Genomic DNA, 22798 nt, shown 5'->3' with positions numbered 1-22798 from the left:
AAAGCCGATGAAGGAAACATCCAATCATCGGCTTGTTTGTTTTTTCGAAACGGCAATCAGAGTTCGCCCTTTTTCAGTTTGCCATGCCAGTCGAGAAGCCCCGGCAGTGATGCGGCCGGTATGGCGCCCGAGTCTGTTGCGGCATGGGCAAGGGCGTCGAAATCGGTGAGGCTGTGATGCGGCAAGCCGGCTTCATCAAAATTCTTTTCCGACTTGTCCAGGCCGTATGTAAAGATTGAGACTACCCCAAGAACTTCGGCACCCGCTTCTTTTGCCGCAGCGGCTGCGGTCAGGCTGCTTCCTCCTGTGGAGATCAGGTCCTCGATGATCACTGTCCGGCTTCCTTCTCTCAGTTCCCCTTCGATCTGGTTGCCGCGGCCATGGCCTTTCGGCTTTGACCGGATATAGATCATCGGCTTGTCCAGCAGCTCGCTGACCCACGCCGCATGAGGAATGCCCGCTGTGGCCGTACCCGCGATCACTTCCGCTTCCGGATACTCCGTCCTGATGAGTTCGGCCAGCCCCTGAGCAATGCGCTTTCTCACTTCCGGATAAGACATCGTCAGACGGTTGTCGCAATAGATCGGCGACTTGATGCCGGATGCCCATGTAAATGGATCTTCAGGACTGAAGCGCACGGCCCCGATCGACAGGAGTGCTTCTGCTATTTCTCGTTTCAGTGTCATGTCATCTTTCCTCCCATAGCCGTTTCACTGTTTCATATGCGGCAGCCGGGTCGGCAGCCTGGGTGATGGCCCGTCCCACAACAATATGTGTCGATCCCGCCCGGGCAGCGTCTGCCGGGGTGGCGACCCGCTTCTGGTCGTGCAGATCGCCGTCTGCCATTCGGATGCCCGGTGTCACTTTCAGGAAGTTTTCCCCGCAGGCATCCCGGATGGCCGCGGCTTCAAGCACTGAACAGACGACACCGTCCAGCCCGGAATCATTTGCCAGCCTTGCATAGCGGACAACCGAATCCAGCAGTGTGCCGGGAATCCCCTGCTCGCTGTTCATTTGCCCTTCCCCGGTCGAGGTAAGCTGGGTGACCGCGATCAGCGCAGGACGTTTTTTTCCTGCCGGAGTCCCGGCTTCCAGGCCGTCAAGCGCCCGCTTCATCATGTCGGTTCCTCCGGCAGCATGAACGTTCACCATGTCCGCTCCGACACGGGCCAGGCCTTCCATCGCACGGCCGACCGTATTCGGGATATCATGCAGCTTCAAGTCGAGAAAAACTTCATGGCCCATATCCTTCAGCCTGCCTACAACATCGGGACCGTTCTGAAGGTACAGTTCCATGCCGACTTTGACCCACAGTCCGGACGGCATGTTGCTTAGAAATGCATAAGCGTCATCCGGCGCCGGAAAATCCAGCGCGATGATCGGGGAACGGTTCATAGTCTATGGCTCCTTCCGATAAGTTCCGTGATGTTCCCGATGCCCAGTTCATCCAGCCGTCCCGGAAGGGCATCGATCAGGTTCGGGCAGACAAAGTGGTCAACGAAGTTCGCCGTTCCGACGGCGACCGCGCTTGCGCCGGCCGACATGTAGTTGATGACGTCATCCACATCCGTGACGCCGCCCATCCCGATCACCGGGATGGAAACGCTCCTGGACACTTCATAGACCATGCGGAGTGCGACCGGCTTCACGGCAGGTCCTGACAGCCCCCCCGTCCCGTTGGCAATGACCGGACGCCCCGTACGTGGGTCGAATCTCATCCCGACGAGCGTGTTGATGAGCGTCAGCCCGTCCGCGCCGCCCTCTTCGGCTGCGCGCGCAATCTCCGTAATGTCGGTGACATTCGGTGAAAGCTTCACATAGACCGGCACCGACGAGACCGCCTTTACCGCACGGGTGAGTTCCATGGCGACCTTCGGATCGGTACCGAACGTGATGCCACCGCATTTCACATTCGGGCATGAGATGTTCAGCTCAAGCGCCTTGACATTCGGGGCTTTTGAGATCCGTTCGCTGACCGCCACATAGTCTTCCGTCTCGGAACCCGCAACGTTCGCGATGATCGGGACATCAAACTGCTCCAGCCAAGGCAATTCTTCCGTGACGACCTTTTCAAGGCCGGGATTCTGAAGACCGATTGCATTCAGCATACCTGAAGGTGTCTCCGCCACACGTGGTGTCGGGTTTCCGAACCTTGGTTCAAGAGTGGTCGCCTTCACCATGATGGCTCCAAGCTTTGACAGATCGTACAGTTGTGCATATTCCTTGCCGAATCCGAAGCAGCCGCTTGCCGGCATGATCGGGTTTTTCAGCGTGAGACCCGGCAGGTCCACTTGAAGACGGTTCATATCGTCACCACCCCCGCCTTGAATACAGGTCCGTCGGAGCAGACCTTTACATAGCCCCGGTCATTTGAATCCGTGTGGCAGACACATGCAAAGCACGCGCCGATGCCGCAGCCCATCCGCTCCTCGAAACTCAGATATCCCTCTGTTCCGGCCATCGTTTCCGCGACAGCTTTCAGCATCGGGAGCGGCCCACAGCTGTAGTAGACGCTGAATTCGTGGTCGAGGGAAGCCAAGACGTCAGTCACGAACCCTTTCGTCCCCCGCGTGCCGTCGACCGTTGCAATATGAGTCTCGCCGAGCCGGCTGAATTCCTCTTCATAGAAGACCACATCTTCCGACTGGAAGCCGAGCACATGGACCGGCTCGACACCCGCATTCTTCAACCTCTTGGACAGCCCGTATAAAGGCGGCACACCGATCCCCCCGCCGACGAGCAACGCCTTTGTACCGGGCGCTGCCGCCCCGACAGGGAATCCATTGCCGAGCGGGCCGAGGACGTCAGCTTCTTCTTGACGGCCCTTTTCCGAAATGACACGTGTGCCATAGCCCTCGGCACGGTAGATGAGCGTGATCTTGCCATCACTGAAGTCGGCGATGCTGATCGGCCGCCGGAGCAGCGGATCCATCGTTTCTCCGGCGCGGACATGGACGAACCTGCCGGGCTCACTGATCTGAGCGGCCAACTCCCCTTCAAGAACCAGTTCAAAGATGTTCCGGGCAATTTCCCTCTGCCCGGCTACTTTCATGCGTTCATTGCGGATCATGCATGGACCTCCCGGGCCGACATCGCTTCACGCTGAAGCATCGCCTCCGCAGAGAAGGTCATCGATTCAATCACCCGGAGCACGGCTTTTGCCGTATCCATCGAAGTCATGCATGGTATGCCGTTTTCAACTGATTCGCGACGGATGCGGAAACCGTCCCGCTCCGGCTGTTTGCCTTTCGTGAGCGTATTGATGATGAACTGGGCTTCGCCTGTCTGGATCACATCGATCAGTGTCTTGCCCTCTCCGCCAATTTTGCCGACCGTTCTGACCGGCAGTCCCGCTTCTCTGAATGTCTCCGCGGTTCCTTCGGTCGCCAACAGCTGGTAGCCGATGCCTGCAAACCGGGCGGCGATGGCTGCGGCTTCCGCTTTGTCCTTGTCGGAGACGGTGAAGAGCACAGTGCCATGATTTCGGATTTCCATCCCGGATGCAATGAATCCTTTGTAGAGCGCCTTCTCGAATGTGTCGTCCTTGCCCATTACCTCGCCCGTCGACTTCATTTCAGGCCCGAGTGTGATATCAACTCTAGCCAGCTTCGCGAAGCTGAACACCGGTACTTTGACGTACACACCGCTGACCTGGTCAAGCAGCCCGGTCGGATAGCCCTGGTCCGTGATCGTCTCTCCGAGGATCGCCTTTGTGGCGATATTCGCCATCGGGATGCCAGTGATCTTGCTGAGGAATGGAACCGTCCGGCTGGAGCGCGGATTGACCTCGATGACATACACCTCACCGTCGGCGATGACATATTGGATGTTCATGAGGCCGACGATATTGAGACCGCGGGCCAGCCGCTCCGTATAATCAGCCAGCGTCGCGATTTGTTTGTCTGTGAGGCTCTGCGGCGGATAGACTGCAATCGAGTCGCCCGAGTGGACGCCCGCACGCTCGACATGCTCCATGATGCCCGGAATAAGCACGTTCTCCCCGTCACAGATGGCATCTACCTCGATCTCCTTGCCCGTCAGGTAACGGTCGATCAGGACCGGATGTTCCGGACTTGCCTGGACTGCATGTTCCATGTAATGCAGAAGTTCTGCCTCGTTATAGACGATCTCCATCGCTCGCCCGCCAAGCACATAGGACGGGCGGACAAGGACCGGATATCCGATGTTGCGTGCAATCTCCGCCGCTTCCGGAGCGGAAACCGCAGTTTTGCCGAGCGGCTGTGGAATCCCGAGCTCCCGAAGGGTCTGTTCGAACTTGTCCCGGTTTTCCGCGCGGTCGAGGTCTTCAAGCGTCGTGCCGAGGATATTTACGCCGCGTGCCTCAAGGGCATCCGCCAGGTTGATGGCCGTCTGTCCGCCAAATTGTACGATGACGCCCTTTGGCTGCTCGAGATCGATGATCGCCATGACATCTTCGATCGTAAGCGGCTCAAAGTAGAGCTTGTCGGAAATGGAGAAGTCGGTCGATACCGTTTCCGGATTGTTGTTGATGATGATCGCCTCGTAACCGGCTTCCTGGATGGCCCAGACCGAGTGGACCGTGGCATAGTCGAACTCGACGCCCTGCCCGATGCGGATCGGACCGGAGCCAAGGACAATGACGCTTTCCTTGCCGGTTTTGAGCGACTCGTTTTCTTCTTCGTAGGTGCCATAGAAGTATGGCGTCTCGGACTCGAATTCTCCTGCACATGTATCGACCATCTTGTAGACAGGCACTAGCCCCTGCTCGGTGCGCCATTCGTAAACGTCGCGTTCATTCGTCCCCCACAGTGCGGCGATGGTCCGATCTGCGAAGCCCATGCGTTTCGCCTTGCGGGCAATAGCGCGGTCAAACGGATTTTCCTTGAGTGTGCTTTCATAGGAAACGATCTTTTCCAGCTTGTTCAGGAAGAAAAAGTCAATCTTGCTCCAGTCATGGATCTCTTCTACCGTGACTCCGCGGCGCAGCGCCTCGCCGATAAAGAATAGCCGTTCATCGCCTGCCCGGCGGATACGCTTCTCGATCCATTCCATGGAGAGGTCTTCCCCATTTTTCAGGTTCAGGTGATAAAGGCCCGTCTCTAGGGAACGGACGGCTTTCAGGATCGCTTCCTCGAATGTCCTGCCCATCGACATGACTTCCCCTGTCGCCTTCATCTGAGTGCCGAGGTTGCGCTTCGCGCTCTCGAATTTGTCAAACGGCCAACGCGGGATTTTCGCGACGATGTAGTCAATTGTCGGCTCGAAGCAGGCATAGGTCTGTCCTGTCACCGGGTTCATCATCTCGTCGAGTGTCAGGCCGACCGCGATTTTCGATGCAAGCTTCGCGATCGGGTAGCCCGTCGCCTTTGATGCGAGCGCGGAAGAGCGGCTGACTCGAGGGTTGACCTCGATGGCGTAGAAGTTGAAGCTGTCCGGATCAAGTGCCAGCTGGACGTTGCAGCCGCCCTCGATTCCGAGCGCCCGGATGATATTCAGGGAAACGTTCCGCAGCATCTGGACTTCGCGGTCGGACAGTGTCTGGACCGGCGCCACGACGATCGAGTCACCGGTGTGGATGCCGACCGGGTCGAAGTTTTCCATGCTGCAGACAACGATGGCATTGTCCGCCGAGTCACGCATGACTTCGAACTCGATCTCTTTAAAGCCCGCGATCGACTTCTCGAGCAGGCACTGTCTGACCGGGCTGTATTTCAGGCCGCTTGCGACAATCTCCTCAAGCTCCTTGTCGTCATGGCAGATGCCTCCGCCAGTTCCGCCGAGCGTGAATGCCGGTCGCACAATGACCGGATATCCGACCTGTGCGACAAATGCCTTTGCTTCCTCGAGGTTATGGATGATGTCACTTTCCGGAACAGGCACATCAAGTTCGTTCATAAGAGTACGGAACAGTTCCCGGTCTTCTGCTTTATTGATCGCGTCGAGCTTTGTGCCGAGCACTTCGATGCCGAGTTCATCAAGGATTCCCGAGTTATCGAGCTCGATGGCCATATTGAGGCCTGTCTGGCCGCCGAGTGTCGGCAGGATGGCATCAGGGCGCTCTTTACGGATGATCCGGGAAACGAACTCGAGGGAGATCGGTTCGATATATACCTTATCCGCGATCTCCGTGTCGGTCATGATCGTTGCCGGATTGGAGTTGACGAGAATGACGCGGTAGCCTTCCTCCTTCAGGGACAGGCAGGCCTGTGTTCCTGCATAGTCGAATTCCGCGGCCTGGCCGATGACAATCGGTCCGGACCCGATGACGAGGATCGTTTCGATATCTGTGCGTTTAGGCATTGGCGATGATCTCCTTTCCGTTGTGGCGCTCCATGAGTGTGATAAACCGGTCGAACAGGTGATTCGCATCTTCCGGTCCCGGTGAAGCTTCAGGATCAAACTGGACGGAAAATGCTGCATGGGTTTCATGTGCGAGCCCTTCGACCGTTCCGTCATTGAGGGCGACATGCGTGACGGTAAGCCCAGTGCCTTCAAGCGACTCCCTGTCCACTGCGTATTGGTGGTTCTGGGAAGTGATTTCTGTGCGGCCCGTGCTCAGGTCCTTTACAGGATGGTTCCCGCCGTGATGGCCGAAGCGCATTTTGAAAGTCTTTGCCCCGCAGCTGATGGCCAGAAGCTCATGACCGAGGTTGATGCCGAAGACCGGCACTTTCCCGAGCACTTCCCGGATAAAGCCGGGAGCTTCTTCGATATCTTCCGGGTTTCCCGGCCCGTTTGACAGCAGGATGCCGTCGGGATGCCAGGCGAGTACGTCTTCGGCTGACGTGTCATGAGGGACGACGAGAACATCGCACCCGCGGTTGTTCAGTTCACGGAGGATGCCGTGCTTCATGCCATAGTCCACGACTGCCACCCGCTTGCCGCGGCCGGGGCTCGGGTATGGGCGTTTGGTCGAGACGGCTTCCACGAGGCTCTGCGCCATTTCTGATGCCGCAAGCACCTGCAATGCAGTGTCCACGTCGACATCCGCTCCCGCTTCGGTGAGCATCCCTTTCATCGTCCCTTTGCTGCGGATGATGCGGGTCAGCTTTCGTGTATCAATTTCAGAGATGCCGGGAATGCTGCGCTTTTCCATGAAAGACGAAAGCGTTTCGTCGCAGCGGAAGTTCGACGGCTGTTCTTCGATTTCCCGGACGGCGAGCGCCCCGAGATGGAGGTCCACCGATTCCGAGTCGTCCCTGTTTACTCCGTAGTTGCCGATGAGCGGGTAGGTCATGACCAGGATGACGCCTGTATTTGAAGGATTGGTCAGCGACTCCTGATAGCCGCTCATGCTGGTCGTGAAAACGACCTCGCCAACCATGCCGCGTTCAGCACCGAACGCCTCTCCTTCGAATACGGTGCCGTCTTCCAGAATCAGATATCTCTTTTTTGTCATTGTTGTCCCTCCTGCCAAACGATTTCGCCGCCGTAGATGGTCATGACCGGCCAGCCTTTGCATACGCGGCCTCCGAACGGGGTGTTCTTGCCTTTTGATGCGAATGTTTCAGGTTCGATTGTTTTCTCTGTCTCCAGGTCGATGAGGACCAGATCTGCCGGATGCCCTTCCGCGATCCGGCCGTATCCGAGACCGAACACATCTGCCGGCTTTCGGGTAAGCCAGTCGGTCAGCTGCTTTAGTGTCCATCTGCCCGTCTCGACGAAGTTTGTATAAAGCAGCGGGAAAGCAGTCTCCAGACCTGTAATGCCGAATGGCGCCTTTTCCATCCCGCCCGATTTTTCATCCGCGGTATGAGGGGCGTGGTCGGTTGCGATCACATCGATCGTGCCGTCAAGAAGTCCCTCATGAAGGGCTTCCAAGTCTTCCTGCGCGCGCAGCGGCGGATTCATCTTCCAGTTTGCGTCGTTGCCCGGAATGTCGTCTTCAGTCAAGAGCAGATGGTGGGGCGTGACTTCCGCCGTCACCCGGATGCCTGCCGCCTTTGCATCCCGGATCGTCCTCACCGATTCCTTCGTGCTTACATGGCAGACATGATAGTGCGCACCGGCAGCCTCAGCGAGAAGGACGTCCCTTGAGATATGAACGGACTCGGCAATCGACGGGATGCCCGGGATGGCAAGCTCCCTGCTCCGCTTGCCATCGTGCATGGCACCGCCATAGATGAGCGTATTGTCTTCGCAATGGGCCACAACCGGCATGCCGATTTCTGCCGCGTCTTTCATTGCTTCGTACATCATGCCCGCAGACTGTACACCGACGCCGTCATCGGTAAAGGCGAAAGCACCGTTTTGTTTGAGTTCAGCCATATCCGTCCGCTCCTTGCCCGCTTCGCGGATCGTAATCGAAGCATATGGAAGGACGCGTACGAGCGCATTTTCTTCAATAAGCGCATTGACCTTGCCGATGTTTTCCGCCGAATCCGGAACCGGCCGTGTATTGGGCATCGCGCAGATCGTGGTGAATCCGCCGCGTGCCGCCGCTTCTGTTCCCGTCCGGATCGTTTCCTTATGTTCGCCACCCGGCTCGCGGAGATGGACATGCACATCAATCAGTCCCGGAGCGGCAAACCGGCCTCCGCCGTCCACGACCTCATGGCCTTCGTGCGGCAGTTCCTGCCCGATCTCCTTGAAGCGTCCGTCCTCCATGAGGATATCCGCATTCCCGAGTGTCCCGTTTTCATCCAGCATCCGGATGTTTCTGATCAATGTGCCCATCTCAATCTCTCCCCTTCAATATCGTTTCGAGTACTGCCATCCTTACATAGACTCCGTTCTCCACTTGCCGGAATATCCTTGACCGGCTGTGTTCCACCAGTTCGTCCGCAATCTCCACGCCGCGGTTGACCGGCGCCGGATGCATGATGATGGCGCCCTTTTTCATGCGCACCGCGCGGGCGGAAGTCAGACCGTAGCGACGGTGATAGCCTTCGGCAGAAAAGCTGCCTGCCCCGCCATGCCGTTCATGCTGGACGCGCAGCAGCATCACGACGTCACTGTCTGGAAGGACGTCGTCCCAGTCCCCCGCTGCGTCAAAATCGCCCTGCCATTCCGGCGGGCAGAGGATCCGCACCTCAGCGCCGAACATTCCGAGCGCGTCCCGGCAGGATTTTGCGACCCGGCTATGCGAGACGTCGCCGGCAATAGTGACTTTCAGCCCTTCCAGTGTGCCGAACTCTTCCCTCATCGTGAACAGGTCGAGAAGCGTCTGGGTCGGGTGCTGGCCCGAACCGTCCCCGGCATTGATGATGGACACTGACGTCCCTTCCAGCTGTTCGTAGAACCGGTCTTCCGGGTGCCTGACGACCAGCGCGTCCAGTCCGACAGCCTCGAGGGTCTTCACCGTATCGTAGAGGCTCTCCCCTTTCAGCGTGCTGGAGAACCCGGCTTCAAACGGAATCACTTCCAGTCCGAGCCGCCGCTCCGCCATCTCGAAGCTGGTCTTGGTGCGCGTGCTCGGTTCGAAGAACAGGTTGCTGACGTAACGGCTCCGGCCGGTCTCCGGCACTGCCCCGCCCTTTAAGTCGGCCGCCCTGTCGAGGATGCGGCTGATTCCAGCGGGCCCGAGCTGTTTCACCGATAGCAGATGGTCCATGTTGACAGTCCTCCTTATGTAAAAAAGCCTTTCCGGTTTTTCGGAAAGGCTCTTTGAGCTTCGGCGGATACACGGGTCCCGTCCTGGGCTAAAGGGCCTTTCCATATCTCCCGGATATGTTTAAAAGGCGGTTATTCGATTTCCCCTGCTTCGTTGCCTTCCGGCTTCCCGGGCAGCAGCAGGTTAAGCAGGACGCCGAGGATGGCGGCAAGCGCCATTCCTTCGATTTTAAATGTTTCACTGATTTCAATTGCCGCGCCGCCGATCCCCGTTACGAGAATGACAGAGGCGATCACAAGGTTCCGCTGTTTGTCGAAATTGACGCCGTGCTCGACGAGCATTCGCAGCCCCGAGGAGGCGATGATCCCGAACAGCAGGATCGAGATTCCACCAAGCACAGCCTGCGGGATCGTCGCGATCAGCGCCATGAGCTTGCCGAGGAACGAGAACAGGATCGCCAGAACCGCCGCGCCGAATATGACATGGATGCTGAATACCCTTGTCAGCGCCAGGACTCCGATGTTCTCGCCGTATGTTGTCTTCGGCGGGCCGCCGACCAGGCCGCTCAGGAACGTGCCGAGCCCGTCTCCGAGAAGTGAGCGGTGCAGGCCCGGGTCCTTGATGAAGTTCCGGTCTGTGATTCGTCCGAGCACGAGCTGATGCCCGATATGCTCAGAGATCGTCACGATCGCGATCGGCACCATGACGGCAAGCAGCGTGCCCGTAACCTGGAAGTCATAGTGGACGCCCGGGACGATAAAATCCGGAAGAGCGAACCACTCAGCCTTCGACACAGGGGAAAAGTCGATGATTCCGATTGCTGCCGAATAGAGGTATCCGGTAACGATTCCGATCAGGACCGGCATGAGGCTTACGAGGCCTTTAAAGAAGATGATGCAGATCACCGCTGCCGCGAGTGTCACGATTGCAGCCGAGAAGTGCAGGAAGCTGTAGGTGCTCTCCCCGTCCACACTGATCGTGCTCGCCATGCCGACTGCAGTCGGTGCGAGTGCCAGCCCGATCACCATGATGACCGGTCCGACGACAATTGGAGGAAGGAGGCGCATGACCCAGCGGTGACCCGTCTTCCAGATCAGCAGGGAGACGAGCGCATAGACCAGTGAAACGAACAGGCTTCCGATCATTGCGCTTCCGATGCCCCCGGCCTGTGTCGCAACCTGGATCGGGATAATGAAGGCGAATGAAGAGCCGAGGTATGCCGGAACCTTGAATCCGGTCACGAGGATAAACACAATTGTCGCGATCCCGCTTGTCAAAAGCGCGATTGCAGGGCTCAGACCAACCAGCTGAGGGACGAGGATCGTTGCCCCGAACATTGCAAACATATGCTGAAGGCTTAGAGTCACCAGTTTCCCATTGGAAGGTCTGTCTTGGATGTCGAGTACTGCGTTTGCCATGTCCTTGCTCTCCATTCTGTGGGGGTTTTGCTTTTACCGTTTTTCGAGCGTTACGCTGTCTGTGCCGTCCGTCTCCTTCAGGAGGACAGTAACCCTCTCATCTTTCGAGGTCGGGATGTTTTTCCCAACGTAGTCGGGCCGGATCGGAAGCTCCCGGTGCCCCCTGTCGACCAGCACCGCAAGCTGGATGCTTGCCGGGCGGCCCGTGTCCATTAGAGCATCCATTGCCGCGCGGACAGTCCGTCCCGTGTACAGGACGTCATCGATCAGGATGACTTTTCTTCCCGTCAGGTCCTGGTCGATATCGATCTGCTGTACGAGCGGCGCGTCCATTTGTTTTGTCTTGCCGATATCATCCCGGTAGAGGGTGATATCAAGCTCCCCCATGTCGATTGCCGCCCCTTCGATCGCCTCGATCTTGTCAGCCAGCCTCCCTGCCAGATCAACACCCCTTGTTTTGATGCCGACCAGAATACAATTGTCGATGCCTTTGTTGCGCTCGATGATTTCATGGGCGATCCGGGTGACAGCCCGGCCGATCGCCTTGTCATCCAGCAGATTCACTGTTTCTCCCAACGGATTCCCTCCTTATTTCTCCAAAAGAAATACCCTCCAGCCGGAAAGGCAGGAGGGTAGATGTGCAGAATTTATCCGCAGAGCCATGCACTCGGCATGGGTCCCCGGATTCCCGTACAACCTTCCCGGCCTCTCTGGACCGACTTAAAGGTTCGATATTTGATTCGTCTGAGTAACTATACACCTGCCCCCGGAAAGTGTCAATCCCGTTTGCGCAAATTCACGAGAAGCTCCGTGAAGTCATCCGGAAGCGGCGCTTCGAATTCCATGTATTCCCCTGTCCCTGGATGGGTGAACCCGAGGATGCCCGCATGAAGCACCTGTCCGCCGAAGGAAAGCGTCTTTTTCGGGCCGTATTTCGGATCCCCCGCAAGCGGGTGGCCGATATAGCGCATATGAACACGGATCTGATGCGTCCGGCCGGTTTCGAGGCGGCACTCCACGAGTGTGAAGTCCCCGAACCGCTCAGTAACGGTGAAATGGGTGACTGCCTCCCGCCCGCCGTCGATGACAGTCATCCGCTGGCGGTCTTTTGGGTCACGTCCGATCGGGGCATCGATGGTGCCTTCATCGTGCTCAATATTTCCGTGCACCAGTGCGGTATATTTCCGCGTCACGGTCTTTTGGGAAAGCTGTTCGGCAAGGGATGCATGGGCCCGGTCATTCTTGGCTACTGCAAGGAGGCCCGTAGTGTCCTTATCAATCCGATGCACGATGCCCGGCCTGAGCACGCCATTGATGCCCGACAAGTCGGTGCAATGATGCATCAGCCCGTTGACAAGCGTTCCGGTTGCATGGCCTGCTGCAGGATGGACGACCATGCCGCGGGGCTTGTTGACGACCAGCACGTCCCCGTCTTCATGGACGATATCGAGGCCGAGGTCCTCCGGCACGACTTCGAGCAGCTCCGGTTCAGGCTCGGATACTTCGACCCGGTCGCCCTCTTTCAGCTGGTAGTTCGGCTTCACTGTTTTGCCGCCGACGAGGATCATCCCCTCCTTGACCCAGGATTGGACCTTGGAGCGCGTCCATTCCGGATCAAATTCGGACAAGGCTTTGTCGATGCGGCTTCCGCCGTGTTCCGGCGTGATTTCAATAATCTTTTTTTTCATTCGGACACCTTTTTCTTTCGCTTTTCTCTGATTTCCTCAAGAAGCATATGCACAATCAGCAGGATGACCCCGATGGTCAGTGCGGCATCTGCCACGTTGAAAATCGGGAAATCGTAATTGATGACAGGGATCAGTACATCGGCAAAGTCGACGACCTCACCCATCCTCACACGATCGATAAAGTTGCCCAGAGCGCCGCCGAGCAGCATCATGAGGCTCACCCTGAAGCCGGCACCGCCTTCTTTTCCGTATTTGTGGAAATAATACAGGATTCCGGCTACAACGACCACCGTCACGATATAAAACAGCCACATCTGACCCTGGAGCATGCCCCAAGCCGCTCCGCGGTTACGGTGCGACAAAATGGCAAGATACGGCTCCAGTACGGCGATCCGTTCCCCGACTTCCATATGTTTCACGACCAGCCATTTCGTCCATTGGTCAATGATGACGAGGGCCGCCGCGATGGCGTAATAGAATAGCACGTCTTTTCCTCCATCCGATTGAATCCTGTTTATTTTACCATACGTTGCCCCAGCGATGCGTCCGAGATGAAGGGTTCAGGGGAAATGCTTGAGATATGTTTTTTCCCTGCAGGTGTCGTGCAGCGCCACATCGTCGGGGGTTCGTCTATCGCCCTTGTCTGTTCCATTTGGAGTAAGGCCGGCTCAATTGGAGTAACGGCTCCCCGTTTGGAGTATGGACGACCCAATTGGAGTAACGGCTCCTCATATGGAGTAAGGACGGTCTGCAATACAGAAAAACTCACTCGAGATGTCTCAAACCACCGGTAATGATTGGAGGGAAAGCCGTAGGTAACCACTCGGCTTAAGCGGGTAACCATCCACCCCAAGGATCAAAAAAAGAAATCGGACCCGGGCAGTTGCTTCCGGGTCCGATGTTTCTTCTGTTTTGGCTTGATTATGCTTCGTAATGGTTGACGACAACATCGGCACAGCGTGCGCAGAGTTCAGGGTGTTCGGGATTTTCCCCTACAGTGCCGGGCACCGACCAGCAGCGTGCACATTTCTCGCCTTCTGCTTTTTCCACGACGACGCGTACACGGGAGCCCGTTGCATCCGCCGGGGAATGTTCCAGATTACCGCCGATGCGGAAACCGGAGACGATAAAGAACTGCGCGAAGTCGATGTCATCAGAAGTCAGGAGTACCTTCAGGTCTTCCGGTACAAAGACGGTCACAGCCGCTTCGAGCGATTTGCCGATGACTTTTCCATTCCGTGCTTCCTCGAGCGCCTTCAGGACATCATCGCGGACCTCCATCAGTTCAGAGAAGCGTGCCATAAGCGCGAAGTCCTCATCGGATTCCTCGCGTGCATCCGGCATGTCGGTGAGCTGGACGCTTTCCGCTTCCTCGTGCCCGAGGTAGGCCCACATCTCATCTGCTGTGTGCGGGATGATCGGAGACATCAGCTTGAGAAGTGCAGTCAGTGTGTCATACATGACTGTCTGCATCGCGCGGCGGTGCGGATGTTCCGCCGACTCGATGTAGACAACGTCTTTTGCGATGTCCAGGTAGAACGAGCTCAGATCGACCGTGACAAAGTTGTTGACGGAAGTGTAAACCGTCATGAACTCGTACCGGTCGTATGCCTCACGGACTGTACGGATCAGGCGTTGGAGCTTTAGATCCATGTATTTGTCGACCGGACGGAGGTCTTCCGAAGCGACACGGTCCTTCGCAGGGTCGAAGTCCGACAGGTTTCCGTGCAGGAAGCGCAGTGTATTCCGGATCTTCCGGTACACTTCGGAAACCTGCTTGAAGATTGCATCGGAAACGTGGACATCCGCCGTATAGTCTGCAGACGATACCCACAGCCGGAGGATGTCTGCGCCCATCTGGTCCATGACCTTGGCAGGGACGATGACGTTGCCGAGCGACTTGCTCATTTTGCGTCCCTCGCCATCAAGCGTGAATCCATGGCTGAGGATGCCTTTGTATGGCGCATGGCCGTTCACGGCAACGGAAGTCGTCAGGGACGAGTTAAACCAGCCGCGGTACTGGTCAGACCCTTCAAGGTACAGGTCGGCCGGATAAACAAGATCGTCGCGTTCGACGAGGACGCCCTGATGAGTCGACCCGGAGTCGAACCAGACATCCATGATGTCCGTCTCTTTCGTGAACTGGCCGTTCGGGCTGCCCGGATGCGTGAAGCCTTCCGGAAGCAGGTCTGCGGCTTCACGCTCAAACCAGACATTCGATCCGTGCTCGCGGAACAGCTTCTGGACATGGGTGATCGTTTCATCGGTGATGATGGACTCTCCGTTTTCCGCGTAGAATACCGGGATCGGAACTCCCCAAGCGCGTTGCCTGGAGATACACCAGTCACCGCGGTCACGGACCATGTTGAAGAGGCGGGTTTCTCCCCATGCAGGCGTGAACGATGTGTCACGGATTGCCTGAAGCAATTCTTCCCGGAACTTATCAATCGATGCAAACCACTGCGAAGTGGCACGGAAGATGACCGGCTTTTTGGAACGCCAATCGTGCGGGTACGAGTGTGTGATGAACTCGAGATGCACAAGGGCTCCTTTTTCGCTAAGCGCTTCAGTGATCGGCTTGTTGGCATTGTCATAGAAGATGCCTTCAAAGCCCGGCGCCTCATCGGTCATGAAGCCGCGGTCATCCACAGGGCACAGAACGTCGAGACCGTTTGTGCGTCCGACGCGGAAATCGTCTTCCCCGTGGCCCGGTGCCGTATGGACACAACCGGTACCGGCGTCGATCGTCACGTGATCGCCCAGCATGATCAGGGAATCCCTGCCGTAAAGAGGATGTTCGGCAGTGAGATGCTCAAGCTCGCGGCCCTTCAGCTCACGCAGCGTCTCGACTTGTTCCCATCCGACCTTGGAAGATACGTCTTCCAGCAGATCCTTTGCCAGGATATATTTTTTGCCGTCCGCTGAGACGACAGAGTAGTCAAAGTCCGGATGTACGGAGATCCCCAGGTTGGCAGGGATGGTCCACGGAGTTGTCGTCCAGATCAGGAAGTTCACATCCGCTTCCAGAACCCCCTTGCCGTCTTTGACAGGGAAGGAGACATAGATGGAAGGAGACTTTTTGTCCTTGTATTCGATTTCCGCTTCGGCAAGTGCAGATTCACTCGAAGGCGACCAGTAAACAGGCTTTTTCCCCTTGTAGATGTAGCCTTTTTTCGCCATATCGCCAAAGACGCCAATCTGGCGTGCCTCGAACTCAGGCTTCAGGGTGATGTATGGGTTTTCCCAGTCGCCGCGGACACCGATCCGCTTGAACTGTGAACGCTGCCGGTCGATCTGCTCGAGCGCATAAGCTTCGCAGAGTTCACGGAACTCGGCAACCGACATTTCTTTCCGGTTAACACCCTTGTTGACCAGCGCCTGCTCGATAGGCAAGCCGTGAGTATCCCAGCCGGGCACATAAGGGGCGTGGTAGCCGGTCATGGAACGGTGCCGGACGATGATGTCCTTCAGCACCTTATTGAGTGCATGGCCCATGTGGAGGTCGCCGTTAGCATACGGTGGCCCGTCATGAAGCACAAAAAACGGACGGCCCTTTGTGCGATCCTGGACTTTTTGATAGATGTCCATCTCTTCCCATTTTTCCTGCATCCTCGGTTCATTTTTCGGCAGGTTGCCGCGCATCGGGAATTCCGTCTTCGGCATGAGCAGTGTGCTCTTGTAATCCATCCTAATTCCTCCTCTTATTGAAGCCTGCAGAAGCAGGCGGCCATCCAAAATAAAAAAAGCCCCGTCCCTAAAAAGGGACGGAGCCTCAGCCCGCGATACCACCCTCATTGCGGCACGCGTGCGCACCGCCTCTCGGACACCATAACGCGGTGTAACGGGACTGCTTACTCTGATTCCGCAGTCCGGCTCCGGAGCGATTTTCGGAGGCGGCTTCCGCACCGGGCTCCCACCGCCCCCGGCTCGCTTTGGCATCCGCTGCCCCTACTGTCTCCGTCTTCGCCTTTTAATTCGGATAGTTGCATTTCACTTGACGTCATTATAAAGAATCGCGGGACGGCGGTCAAGGCAGCTTACTCCTGCCCTGCCTCCGCTTCCATCTTTTCCAGTTCGGAAGTGTCGACTTCATAATCCATCAGCAGCTCCCAGTCGTCGGTGTTGATCATCTCAAGCTGCGCCTCGGCAAGCATGCGGAACCGGTTGCGGAAAACCTTGGACTGCTTTTTCAGCTCTTCGATTTCCACAGCGATCCGGCGGGCCTTTGACAGTGCGTCATTGACAATCCGGTCGGCATTCTTTTCCGCTTCCTTGACGATCAGCTTCGCTTCCTTCTGGGAGTTGCGGCGAACTTCTTCCGCCGCTTCCTGTGCGATCAGGATGGAAGACTGGAGCGTGTTTTCGATCGTGGTGAAGTGCGTGACCCTTTCGGTCGTCATGTTGAGCTGTTCTTCCAGGTGTTTGTTTTTCTGGAGAACAGATTCGTAATCTTTCATGATCTGTTCAAGGAACTCATTGACCTCGTCTTCATCAAATCCCCGGAACGAGCGTCCGAATTCCTTGTTATGTATATCAAGCGGTGTCAATGCCATTGTGTTGCATCTCCCCTTTTTCAAACTCCGTTGTGACCTATTATACATGTAGCCGGCTTCCCTGACACGGCAAATCCGAAATTTTTGGCGGTCACACGGGCATCCTGCCGATATGCGGCAGGGAGCGGACTTATATCAACTTGCCGATGACCAGGCGGATGCGCTCTTTTTTTGTGCGGCCGCCGATTTCCTCAATCCGGATCCGGCCGTGCCCCCGTACGGAAAGCAGGTCCGAATCGGACAGTTCGTATGAAACAGACTCACGGACGGCATGATTGACTTTCACCTTGCCGGATTGGATGAGCATTGCCGATTTCTGCCTGGACAGGTTCAGGGCTCCCGCGATGACCGTGTCCAGCCGGAGGGATGAAACCGTAAGCGATTCCTCCTGATACTGCTCTGCAAGGGGTAGAAACTCTTCCTGGGACCGGACTTCGGCAATGCGGACCTTTGCTTTCCCTACAGCCTGCAGATTGGCGATGAGGTAGTCGGTCAGGGAGGCATCTGCAGCAAATTGGACCACGCCGTCCCCTGTCCGGATATCCCCGAACCTGGACCGGTCTATGCCGAGGCCGGTAAGGGATCCGAGCACATCGCGATGGCCGATCTCGATGAACTTGGAGGGGTAGCGGATTTCCATCACAGAGATCTCCTCGTCCCCGGGCTGAGCCTCATAATAGGAGGGTGCGATGATCATACGCTGACGCTCCGCCCCCGGGAGCCCCCCAAACTCCAAAAGAATGAAGTCTCCTGAACCTGCAATTGCCCGAACGATATACCGCTGTCTCGGATCAAGGAAGCCGGTCAGCTTTGGCGTGTAGCGATCCTCCACTTCCGTCACCCATCCGTTCACCCGTTCGATGAACGGCTGCTCATCTTTTCTGAAATGCTGTAACATCCCTTCCATCCTCCGACTCCGTCCTTCCTGTTGAATTGACATCTTGTTGACTTTTTCATGGCCTGTGGAATCGGGCCGTTTAAAAAGCCTCCCCATATCCCAGCCGCTGTGCGGGTGGGGATGCGGGGAGGCTGCAGACTTGCCGGAATCGTCCGAAACGAGGACCATCGCAGCGGTTACGCGATCATACCGAACACGGTGTAGAGACCTCGGACAATCAGATTCAGTGCAATCAGGGCAACGATCGGAGAAATATCGATCATGCCGATCGGCGGGATGATCTTCCTGAAAATGTCCAGGTAAGGTTCGCAGATTTTGGCGAGGAGCCGGCCGATGGATGTCTCCCTCGTACTCGGCACCCATGACATCAGAACGTAAATGACCAGCAGGATCGAATAGATCTGTGCTGCGTTGGCCAGTAGATTAAACAATGCCCACATATGACTTTATCTCATCCCATCATTCAAATTCATCGTACAGAAACTCGGAGATCTCTCCGGACAATTCCACATTCTCCGGTACACATAGGAAAATGTCTTGCCCGATCCGTGTAATATCTCCTCCGAGAGCATAAACAGTGCCGCTCAGGAAGTCGATGATGCGCGTACCCGACCCATGGTCGATCCGCTGGAGATTCACGACAACCGTACGCTTATTCTTCAGGTGCTCCGCAATGTCCTGCGCTTCCGCGTAGACGCGGGGTTCTGACAGGATCATCTTGGAGGACTTCTTGATGCTTTGCAGGCTCACCACGTTCGCGCCTTCCTGCGGACGTGCCGGAGCCGGCTTGCGTCGTTCTTTCTGGCGCCAATCCTGGTCCGCCTGGCGCGGCGGCTCCGGTCGCGGCTGTTGTGCGGGAGCCGGCTGTCTTTTTTCCTGCATTTCCTCTTCCTCCTCTTCAAGATAGAAGAAGTTCTTGAACTTGTCCTTGAAGCTCATGAGCGTTCCCCGCTTTCATAGCCGACAATGGCGGTGCCGATCCGGACGAATGTCGCCCCTTCCTCGACCGCTATGCCGAAATCGTTTGACATGCCCATTGATAGTTCGGTGCAGGGCGCATTCGGCAGGCCGAGAGAAGAAATCTCATCGCGCAGCTCGCGAAGCCCGCGAAATGTGCGCCTGATCACTTCCTCATCATCCGTATTCGGCGCCATCGTCATCAGGCCGACGATCCGGATTTTGTCATATGCGCCGAGCATTCGGATAAAATCAGCCGTTGCTTCCGGAGCTACACCCGATTTGGATGCTTCGCCCGAAACATTAACCTGGACAAAGCAGTCCACAGGCTGATCTGCCCGTTTCTGGATCTCCTTTGCCAGGCTTCCGCGGTCCAGTGAATGCAGAAAGTCGATCCGGTCGACGATGTCCCTGACTTTCCGGCTCTGGAGGGAGCCGATAAAATGCCATCGGGCATCGGAACCGATGGCGGAATGCTTCTGATCGAGACCTTCGTTTCGGTTCTCACCCAGATCACCGATTCCTGCATTGATCACTTCCCGGGCGCGCTCGGGACCGACCGATTTAGTCACGGCTACAATGGTGACTTCTTCCGGGCTGCGTCCGGCACGCCTGCACGCCTCGTTTATCTGCTGCTGAATATCGTTCAAACGTTCTGCTACAGTCGACAATTCAATTCCCACTTTTCTCTACGTTGCTGAATTCATTGTAACAAGGCGGGAACGCTTTTTCAATGACTTCCCATTCCTATTCCTTGGCGGCATCATCGACGAGGACGACATCCTTTCCGATGACCATCACCCTGCGAAGCGGAACTTTCACAGGCGCCTCACCGTTTCCGAAAAGGCGGATCTTTTCCATCCCGCCCACGTGGAAATATTCGATAGTCCCGTCTTCCGTCGAGATCGTGGCATCAACCGCAAATCCGAGCTGACGGCCCCTTCCGGCTTCAATAAACTCCTTTTTCTGCAAATCGGAAAATTTCAAGACGGACCCCTCCCGTATAGCTTATGCACAACAGTCACTGAAAAGAGCCTGCGTTCCCCCGCTAAGTAACTTAGCGGTTACGAATGCAAATTTCCCGGGAAAGGATGCTTATCATGCACTTAATACGGAAAAAGAGCCCGCTTCCGTCCATACTGAACGGAAACAGGCAATTGCATTGATCACTTTTTCTTGTCTTTTTCCTGATCGAGCGTTTCCCGGATAATTCCGATGGCATGTTTTTCGAGTCTGGAAATCTGCGCCTGTGAAATACCGAGTTCCCTCGCGATCTCCGTCTGTGTCTCACCGTAATAAAAACGCTTGGATAGGATTTTCTGCTGACGGGCATCCATTTTTCCGACTGTGTCCTTGACCGAGACATACGTCAGCCAGCGATCCTCACTGACAAGCGTGTCCTGCAGCTGGTCCATCATTGTTACAGGATCCCCTCCGTCATGGTGGATCGGCTCATGCAGGGACAGAGGATCCTGTATGGCATCCAGCGCGAACAGGATATCTTCTGAAGTGATGCCGGTCAGCTTCGACAGATCGTCCAGGGTTGGCTCTCTTAGCTGCTCATGGACAAACTGCTCCTTCGCTTTCATCGCTTTGTAAGCGATATCACGCAACGAACGTGACACCCGGACCGCATGATGGTCCCGCAGATGTCTGCGGATCTCCCCGATGATCATCGGCACAGCGTAAGTAGAAAAACGGACATTATGCTTAAGGTCGAAATTATCGATGGATTTCAAGAGACCGATGCAGCCCACCTGGAACAGGTCATCCGCCTGCTCCCCCCTATAGGCGAACCGCTGAACAATACTCAGGACGAGCCGAAGATTGCAGATGACCAGCTCATCTTTGGCCGACTGATCACCCGACTGCATCCGCTTGAATGTTTCTCGCATGTCTTCATGGGACAGGAGCGGAAGTTTCGAAGTATCGATTCCGCAAATCTCCACTTTCATGTTGGACATCTCATCATCCTCCGGACATTATGACTTTTCTCTGTTTCCCTACAGTCTGTCCGGAGATTGTTGTCCTATTCCCGATGGAGCCCCGCCAATTTCATCCATCAGCTGACCGGATGGTTCAGCAATCCTCTCAGGTCACTGATAATTTTCTTTTCAAGCCTGGATATATAGGACTGTGAAATGCCCAGATGGTCTGCGACTTCCTTTTGCGTCATTTCTTCTTTGCCGGATAGTGCAAAGCGGCATTCCATAATGTATCGCTCCCGGTCGTTCAGCCTGGAGATCGCCTCTACGACATGCTGACGCTCGATTTTCTTCTCGACATCTTCCGTGATGATGTCCTCATCCGTTCCGAGTATGTCCGAGAGGAGCAGTTCATTACCATCGGCATCCGAGTTCAGCGGCTCATCAAACGACACTTCTGACTTCATGCGGCTTGTCTTTCTCAGATGCATGAGGATTTCGTTTTCAATGCAGCGGGACGCATAGGTGGCGAGTTTGATTTTTTTCTCCGTATCAAAAGTCTCGATCGCCTTGATCAGTCCGATGGCTCCGATGCTGATGAGATCTTCGATATTGGTCTTTGTATTCTCGAAACGGCGGGCGATATATACGACAAGCCGCAGGTTTTTCTCGATCAGCCGGTCACGCGCTTCCCGATCGCCATTCATAAATCGCCGGATCGTCTCTTCCTCTTCTTCCTTCGTAAGCGGGACCGGAAGGGATTCGTGTCCCCCGATATAGTATGTCCCGTCCTTCTTGATGGTCTGAAGCAGTACCGCAATCCATTTTTTAAGACCTGTCAGCATCTGTCGATCCCCTTTCTTTGAGATGGATGAGGGAGGAGCGGTGGAGGATGGCGTCTGCGCCCAGCGGATATTCGGCAGCGTTTTCAGTGAAGACGATATACCCGCCCAGCCGGACATTTTCCGGTCCACAGAAGCCCCAACTGCTGACCCGGAAACCGACAGCCCATGCGCTGCCGCCAACAGTCTGGAGGCGGATCGGCCGCAGTGCGCTCCGAAACTCAGCCGGGAATACGCTCAGGTCCGGAACGCCGTCCTTCGGCAAATTCTCAAGTGCTGCCCGGATTTCCCGCGGCAATTGTTCTTTTACTGCCCGGTAGGAAATAAAATGGACAGGAGCACCGGATAGAGGCTCCGTGCAGGCATTCCCTGAATCAGCGAATGCGGAAATTGGAATGTTCTTCCCGAATAATTCAATCTCGGTTTCCACCCGGAAGTCCGCGGCTGCTGCATCATCCTCCGCGCCTCTCCACCTGACCGCAAGCAGGTGAAGGCCGCCGGAGGCGAACAGACAGGATGTAAATACGGCCGCAGTGCCCCCGATACCGAAACCGGAAGGATTGACCACCGTCAAAAGGCCGCCGGCAAAAAGTGCCGCCGTCAATGTTGCTCCGGCCCCTTTCAGTGCCGCATTCCGGTGCAGGCCGAACGCAATCACCGTCATCGCCACGAATGCCGCTGCCGCAGGAACAATTGCACCACCGAACAGCACCACCGGAAACGCTCCGGCAACTGCGGCTGCAAGGAGTCTGCGCTTGCCCGCCGGGCGATGGCATACCTTGTCCGCAAATGAAAGAATCAGGTAATTGAACGCCGAATTCACTGCGATCGCCACTTCTCCGTACATGGCTCCCCCTCCCTTGTCCATACAGTATCACGCCCCGTTTGCAGGCCCTGTCGGAACCCGGTACGGACAGGCCTGAAAATTCGGACAGGAGACGACAGAATCAGGGACGTTTCAGCTGGCCTATACATCTCATCC

The 22798-nt window shown here is 56.2% G+C and carries 22 protein-coding genes and 1 other annotated feature; all 22 genes read right to left on the bottom strand.

Features of this window, described 5'->3' with window-relative positions; translation table 11 throughout:
- Window positions 1-56 precede the first annotated feature (56 nt).
- The 22 genes from pyrE to AC6CHQ_RS06575 all read right to left on the bottom strand — a co-directional run bounded on the left by pyrE (window position 57) and on the right by AC6CHQ_RS06575 (window position 22663).
- Window positions 57-686 carry an orotate phosphoribosyltransferase gene (gene pyrE / locus AC6CHQ_RS06680; RefSeq protein ID WP_285858863.1) on the bottom strand — a complete coding sequence of 210 codons (630 nt, stop codon included), beginning with the start codon at window positions 684-686 and terminating at the stop codon, window positions 57-59.
- Between the two features lies 1 nt (window position 687).
- Window positions 688-1395 carry an orotidine-5'-phosphate decarboxylase gene (gene pyrF / locus AC6CHQ_RS06675; protein ID WP_251239139.1) on the bottom strand — a complete coding sequence of 236 codons (708 nt, stop codon included), beginning with the start codon at window positions 1393-1395 and terminating at the stop codon, window positions 688-690.
- Window positions 1392-2306, bottom strand: a complete 915-nt coding sequence (locus AC6CHQ_RS06670) for a dihydroorotate dehydrogenase (RefSeq protein ID WP_251239138.1) — start codon at window positions 2304-2306, stop codon at window positions 1392-1394. Before AC6CHQ_RS06670 ends, pyrF begins: the two co-directional genes overlap by 4 nt.
- Window positions 2303-3070: a dihydroorotate dehydrogenase electron transfer subunit gene (locus AC6CHQ_RS06665; protein ID WP_251239137.1), complete on the bottom strand. Its 768-nt coding sequence runs from the start codon at window positions 3068-3070 to the stop codon at window positions 2303-2305. Before AC6CHQ_RS06665 ends, AC6CHQ_RS06670 begins: the two co-directional genes overlap by 4 nt.
- Entirely contained in the window at window positions 3067-6282 is a 3216-nt protein-coding gene (gene carB / locus AC6CHQ_RS06660) for a carbamoyl-phosphate synthase large subunit (protein WP_498081172.1), read from the bottom strand. Before carB ends, AC6CHQ_RS06665 begins: the two co-directional genes overlap by 4 nt.
- On the bottom strand, window positions 6275-7381 hold the full coding sequence (locus AC6CHQ_RS06655; protein WP_092049050.1) for a carbamoyl phosphate synthase small subunit: 1107 nt from the start codon (window positions 7379-7381) through the stop codon (window positions 6275-6277). Before AC6CHQ_RS06655 ends, carB begins: the two co-directional genes overlap by 8 nt.
- The gene (gene pyrC, locus AC6CHQ_RS06650) at window positions 7378-8658 is read right to left on the bottom strand and encodes a dihydroorotase (RefSeq protein ID WP_251239135.1); all 1281 of its coding nucleotides are present in this window, start codon (window positions 8656-8658) and stop codon (window positions 7378-7380) included. The genes AC6CHQ_RS06655 and pyrC overlap by 4 nt, the downstream gene beginning before the upstream one ends.
- 1 nt (window position 8659) lies before the next feature.
- The gene (locus AC6CHQ_RS06645; protein ID WP_498081171.1) at window positions 8660-9535 is read right to left on the bottom strand and encodes an aspartate carbamoyltransferase catalytic subunit; all 876 of its coding nucleotides are present in this window, start codon (window positions 9533-9535) and stop codon (window positions 8660-8662) included.
- Between the two features lie 131 nt (window positions 9536-9666).
- Window positions 9667-10953: a uracil-xanthine permease family protein gene (locus AC6CHQ_RS06640; RefSeq protein ID WP_498081170.1), complete on the bottom strand. Its 1287-nt coding sequence runs from the start codon at window positions 10951-10953 to the stop codon at window positions 9667-9669.
- Window positions 10954-10986: 33 nt separating this feature from the next.
- On the bottom strand, window positions 10987-11529 hold the full coding sequence (pyrR, locus tag AC6CHQ_RS06635; RefSeq protein WP_251239132.1) for a bifunctional pyr operon transcriptional regulator/uracil phosphoribosyltransferase PyrR: 543 nt from the start codon (window positions 11527-11529) through the stop codon (window positions 10987-10989).
- Between the two features lie 200 nt (window positions 11530-11729).
- Window positions 11730-12641, bottom strand: a complete 912-nt coding sequence (locus AC6CHQ_RS06630; RefSeq protein ID WP_092049062.1) for an RluA family pseudouridine synthase — start codon at window positions 12639-12641, stop codon at window positions 11730-11732.
- Window positions 12638-13126, bottom strand: coding sequence for a signal peptidase II (gene lspA / locus AC6CHQ_RS06625; protein WP_092049064.1), 489 nt, complete (start codon window positions 13124-13126; stop codon window positions 12638-12640). Before lspA ends, AC6CHQ_RS06630 begins: the two co-directional genes overlap by 4 nt.
- A gap of 436 nt (window positions 13127-13562) precedes the next feature.
- On the bottom strand, window positions 13563-16328 hold the full coding sequence (gene ileS, locus AC6CHQ_RS06620; protein ID WP_498081169.1) for an isoleucine--tRNA ligase: 2766 nt from the start codon (window positions 16326-16328) through the stop codon (window positions 13563-13565).
- A gap of 70 nt (window positions 16329-16398) precedes the next feature.
- Window positions 16399-16614: a binding site (T-box leader), on the bottom strand.
- Window positions 16615-16678: 64 nt separating this feature from the next.
- Window positions 16679-17194 (bottom strand): DivIVA domain-containing protein, encoded by a 516-nt coding sequence (locus AC6CHQ_RS06615; RefSeq protein WP_092049068.1) that lies wholly within the window; start codon window positions 17192-17194, stop codon window positions 16679-16681.
- Window positions 17195-17324: 130 nt separating this feature from the next.
- Window positions 17325-18101 (bottom strand): YlmH family RNA-binding protein, encoded by a 777-nt coding sequence (locus AC6CHQ_RS06610; protein WP_251239130.1) that lies wholly within the window; start codon window positions 18099-18101, stop codon window positions 17325-17327.
- 167 nt (window positions 18102-18268) lie between these two features.
- Entirely contained in the window at window positions 18269-18532 is a 264-nt protein-coding gene (locus AC6CHQ_RS06605; protein ID WP_092049073.1) for a YggT family protein, read from the bottom strand.
- A 19-nt stretch (window positions 18533-18551) separates the two neighbouring features.
- A complete protein-coding gene (locus AC6CHQ_RS06600; protein WP_251239129.1) occupies window positions 18552-19031 on the bottom strand; it encodes a cell division protein SepF in 480 nt (159 codons plus the stop codon).
- Window positions 19028-19720, bottom strand: coding sequence for a YggS family pyridoxal phosphate-dependent enzyme (locus AC6CHQ_RS06595; protein WP_251239128.1), 693 nt, complete (start codon window positions 19718-19720; stop codon window positions 19028-19030). Before AC6CHQ_RS06595 ends, AC6CHQ_RS06600 begins: the two co-directional genes overlap by 4 nt.
- A 76-nt stretch (window positions 19721-19796) precedes the next feature.
- A complete protein-coding gene (locus AC6CHQ_RS06590) occupies window positions 19797-20036 on the bottom strand; it encodes a PRC-barrel domain-containing protein (RefSeq protein ID WP_092049081.1) in 240 nt (79 codons plus the stop codon).
- Between the two features lie 179 nt (window positions 20037-20215).
- Window positions 20216-21013 (bottom strand): RNA polymerase sporulation sigma factor SigG, encoded by a 798-nt coding sequence (gene sigG, locus AC6CHQ_RS06585; RefSeq protein WP_251239127.1) that lies wholly within the window; start codon window positions 21011-21013, stop codon window positions 20216-20218.
- A 98-nt stretch (window positions 21014-21111) separates the two neighbouring features.
- Window positions 21112-21819 (bottom strand): RNA polymerase sporulation sigma factor SigE, encoded by a 708-nt coding sequence (gene sigE / locus AC6CHQ_RS06580; protein WP_251239126.1) that lies wholly within the window; start codon window positions 21817-21819, stop codon window positions 21112-21114.
- Window positions 21803-22663, bottom strand: coding sequence for a sigma-E processing peptidase SpoIIGA (locus AC6CHQ_RS06575; RefSeq protein ID WP_251239125.1), 861 nt, complete (start codon window positions 22661-22663; stop codon window positions 21803-21805). The genes sigE and AC6CHQ_RS06575 overlap by 17 nt, the downstream gene beginning before the upstream one ends.
- Window positions 22664-22798 lie beyond the last annotated feature (135 nt).

The sequence above is a fragment of the Bhargavaea sp. GQ12 genome, assembly GCF_059758705.1.
The sequence above is the reverse complement of the archived record's forward strand: the minus strand, read 5'-3'. Positions and strand labels throughout refer to the sequence as shown.

What these genes read in the sequence shown, in the direction of transcription:
- pyrE (WP_285858863.1), bottom strand. Translation starts at nt 686, where the DNA reads ATGACACTGAAACGAGAAATAGCAGAAGCACTCCTGTCGATCGGGGCC.
- pyrF (WP_251239139.1), bottom strand. Translation starts at nt 1,395, where the DNA reads ATGAACCGTTCCCCGATCATCGCGCTGGATTTTCCGGCGCCGGATGAC.
- pyrC (WP_251239135.1), bottom strand. Translation starts at nt 8,658, where the DNA reads ATGGGCACATTGATCAGAAACATCCGGATGCTGGATGAAAACGGGACA.
- sigE (WP_251239126.1), bottom strand. Translation starts at nt 21,819, where the DNA reads ATGCTGACAGGTCTTAAAAAATGGATTGCGGTACTGCTTCAGACCATC.
- AC6CHQ_RS06645 (WP_498081171.1), bottom strand. Translation starts at nt 9,535, where the DNA reads ATGGACCATCTGCTATCGGTGAAACAGCTCGGGCCCGCTGGAATCAGC.
- AC6CHQ_RS06630 (WP_092049062.1), bottom strand. Translation starts at nt 12,641, where the DNA reads ATGAAAAAAAAGATTATTGAAATCACGCCGGAACACGGCGGAAGCCGC.
- AC6CHQ_RS06600 (WP_251239129.1), bottom strand. Translation starts at nt 19,031, where the DNA reads ATGAGCTTCAAGGACAAGTTCAAGAACTTCTTCTATCTTGAAGAGGAG.
- AC6CHQ_RS06615 (WP_092049068.1), bottom strand. Translation starts at nt 17,194, where the DNA reads ATGGCATTGACACCGCTTGATATACATAACAAGGAATTCGGACGCTCG.
- sigG (WP_251239127.1), bottom strand. Translation starts at nt 21,013, where the DNA reads ATGTCCAACATGAAAGTGGAGATTTGCGGAATCGATACTTCGAAACTT.
- AC6CHQ_RS06605 (WP_092049073.1), bottom strand. Translation starts at nt 18,532, where the DNA reads ATGTGGGCATTGTTTAATCTACTGGCCAACGCAGCACAGATCTATTCG.
- AC6CHQ_RS06665 (WP_251239137.1), bottom strand. Translation starts at nt 3,070, where the DNA reads ATGATCCGCAATGAACGCATGAAAGTAGCCGGGCAGAGGGAAATTGCC.
- AC6CHQ_RS06575 (WP_251239125.1), bottom strand. Translation starts at nt 22,663, where the DNA reads ATGTACGGAGAAGTGGCGATCGCAGTGAATTCGGCGTTCAATTACCTG.
- AC6CHQ_RS06670 (WP_251239138.1), bottom strand. Translation starts at nt 2,306, where the DNA reads ATGAACCGTCTTCAAGTGGACCTGCCGGGTCTCACGCTGAAAAACCCG.
- ileS (WP_498081169.1), bottom strand. Translation starts at nt 16,328, where the DNA reads ATGGATTACAAGAGCACACTGCTCATGCCGAAGACGGAATTCCCGATG.
- carB (WP_498081172.1), bottom strand. Translation starts at nt 6,282, where the DNA reads ATGCCTAAACGCACAGATATCGAAACGATCCTCGTCATCGGGTCCGGA.
- AC6CHQ_RS06655 (WP_092049050.1), bottom strand. Translation starts at nt 7,381, where the DNA reads ATGACAAAAAAGAGATATCTGATTCTGGAAGACGGCACCGTATTCGAA.
- AC6CHQ_RS06610 (WP_251239130.1), bottom strand. Translation starts at nt 18,101, where the DNA reads ATGGAAGGGATGTTACAGCATTTCAGAAAAGATGAGCAGCCGTTCATC.
- AC6CHQ_RS06640 (WP_498081170.1), bottom strand. Translation starts at nt 10,953, where the DNA reads ATGGCAAACGCAGTACTCGACATCCAAGACAGACCTTCCAATGGGAAA.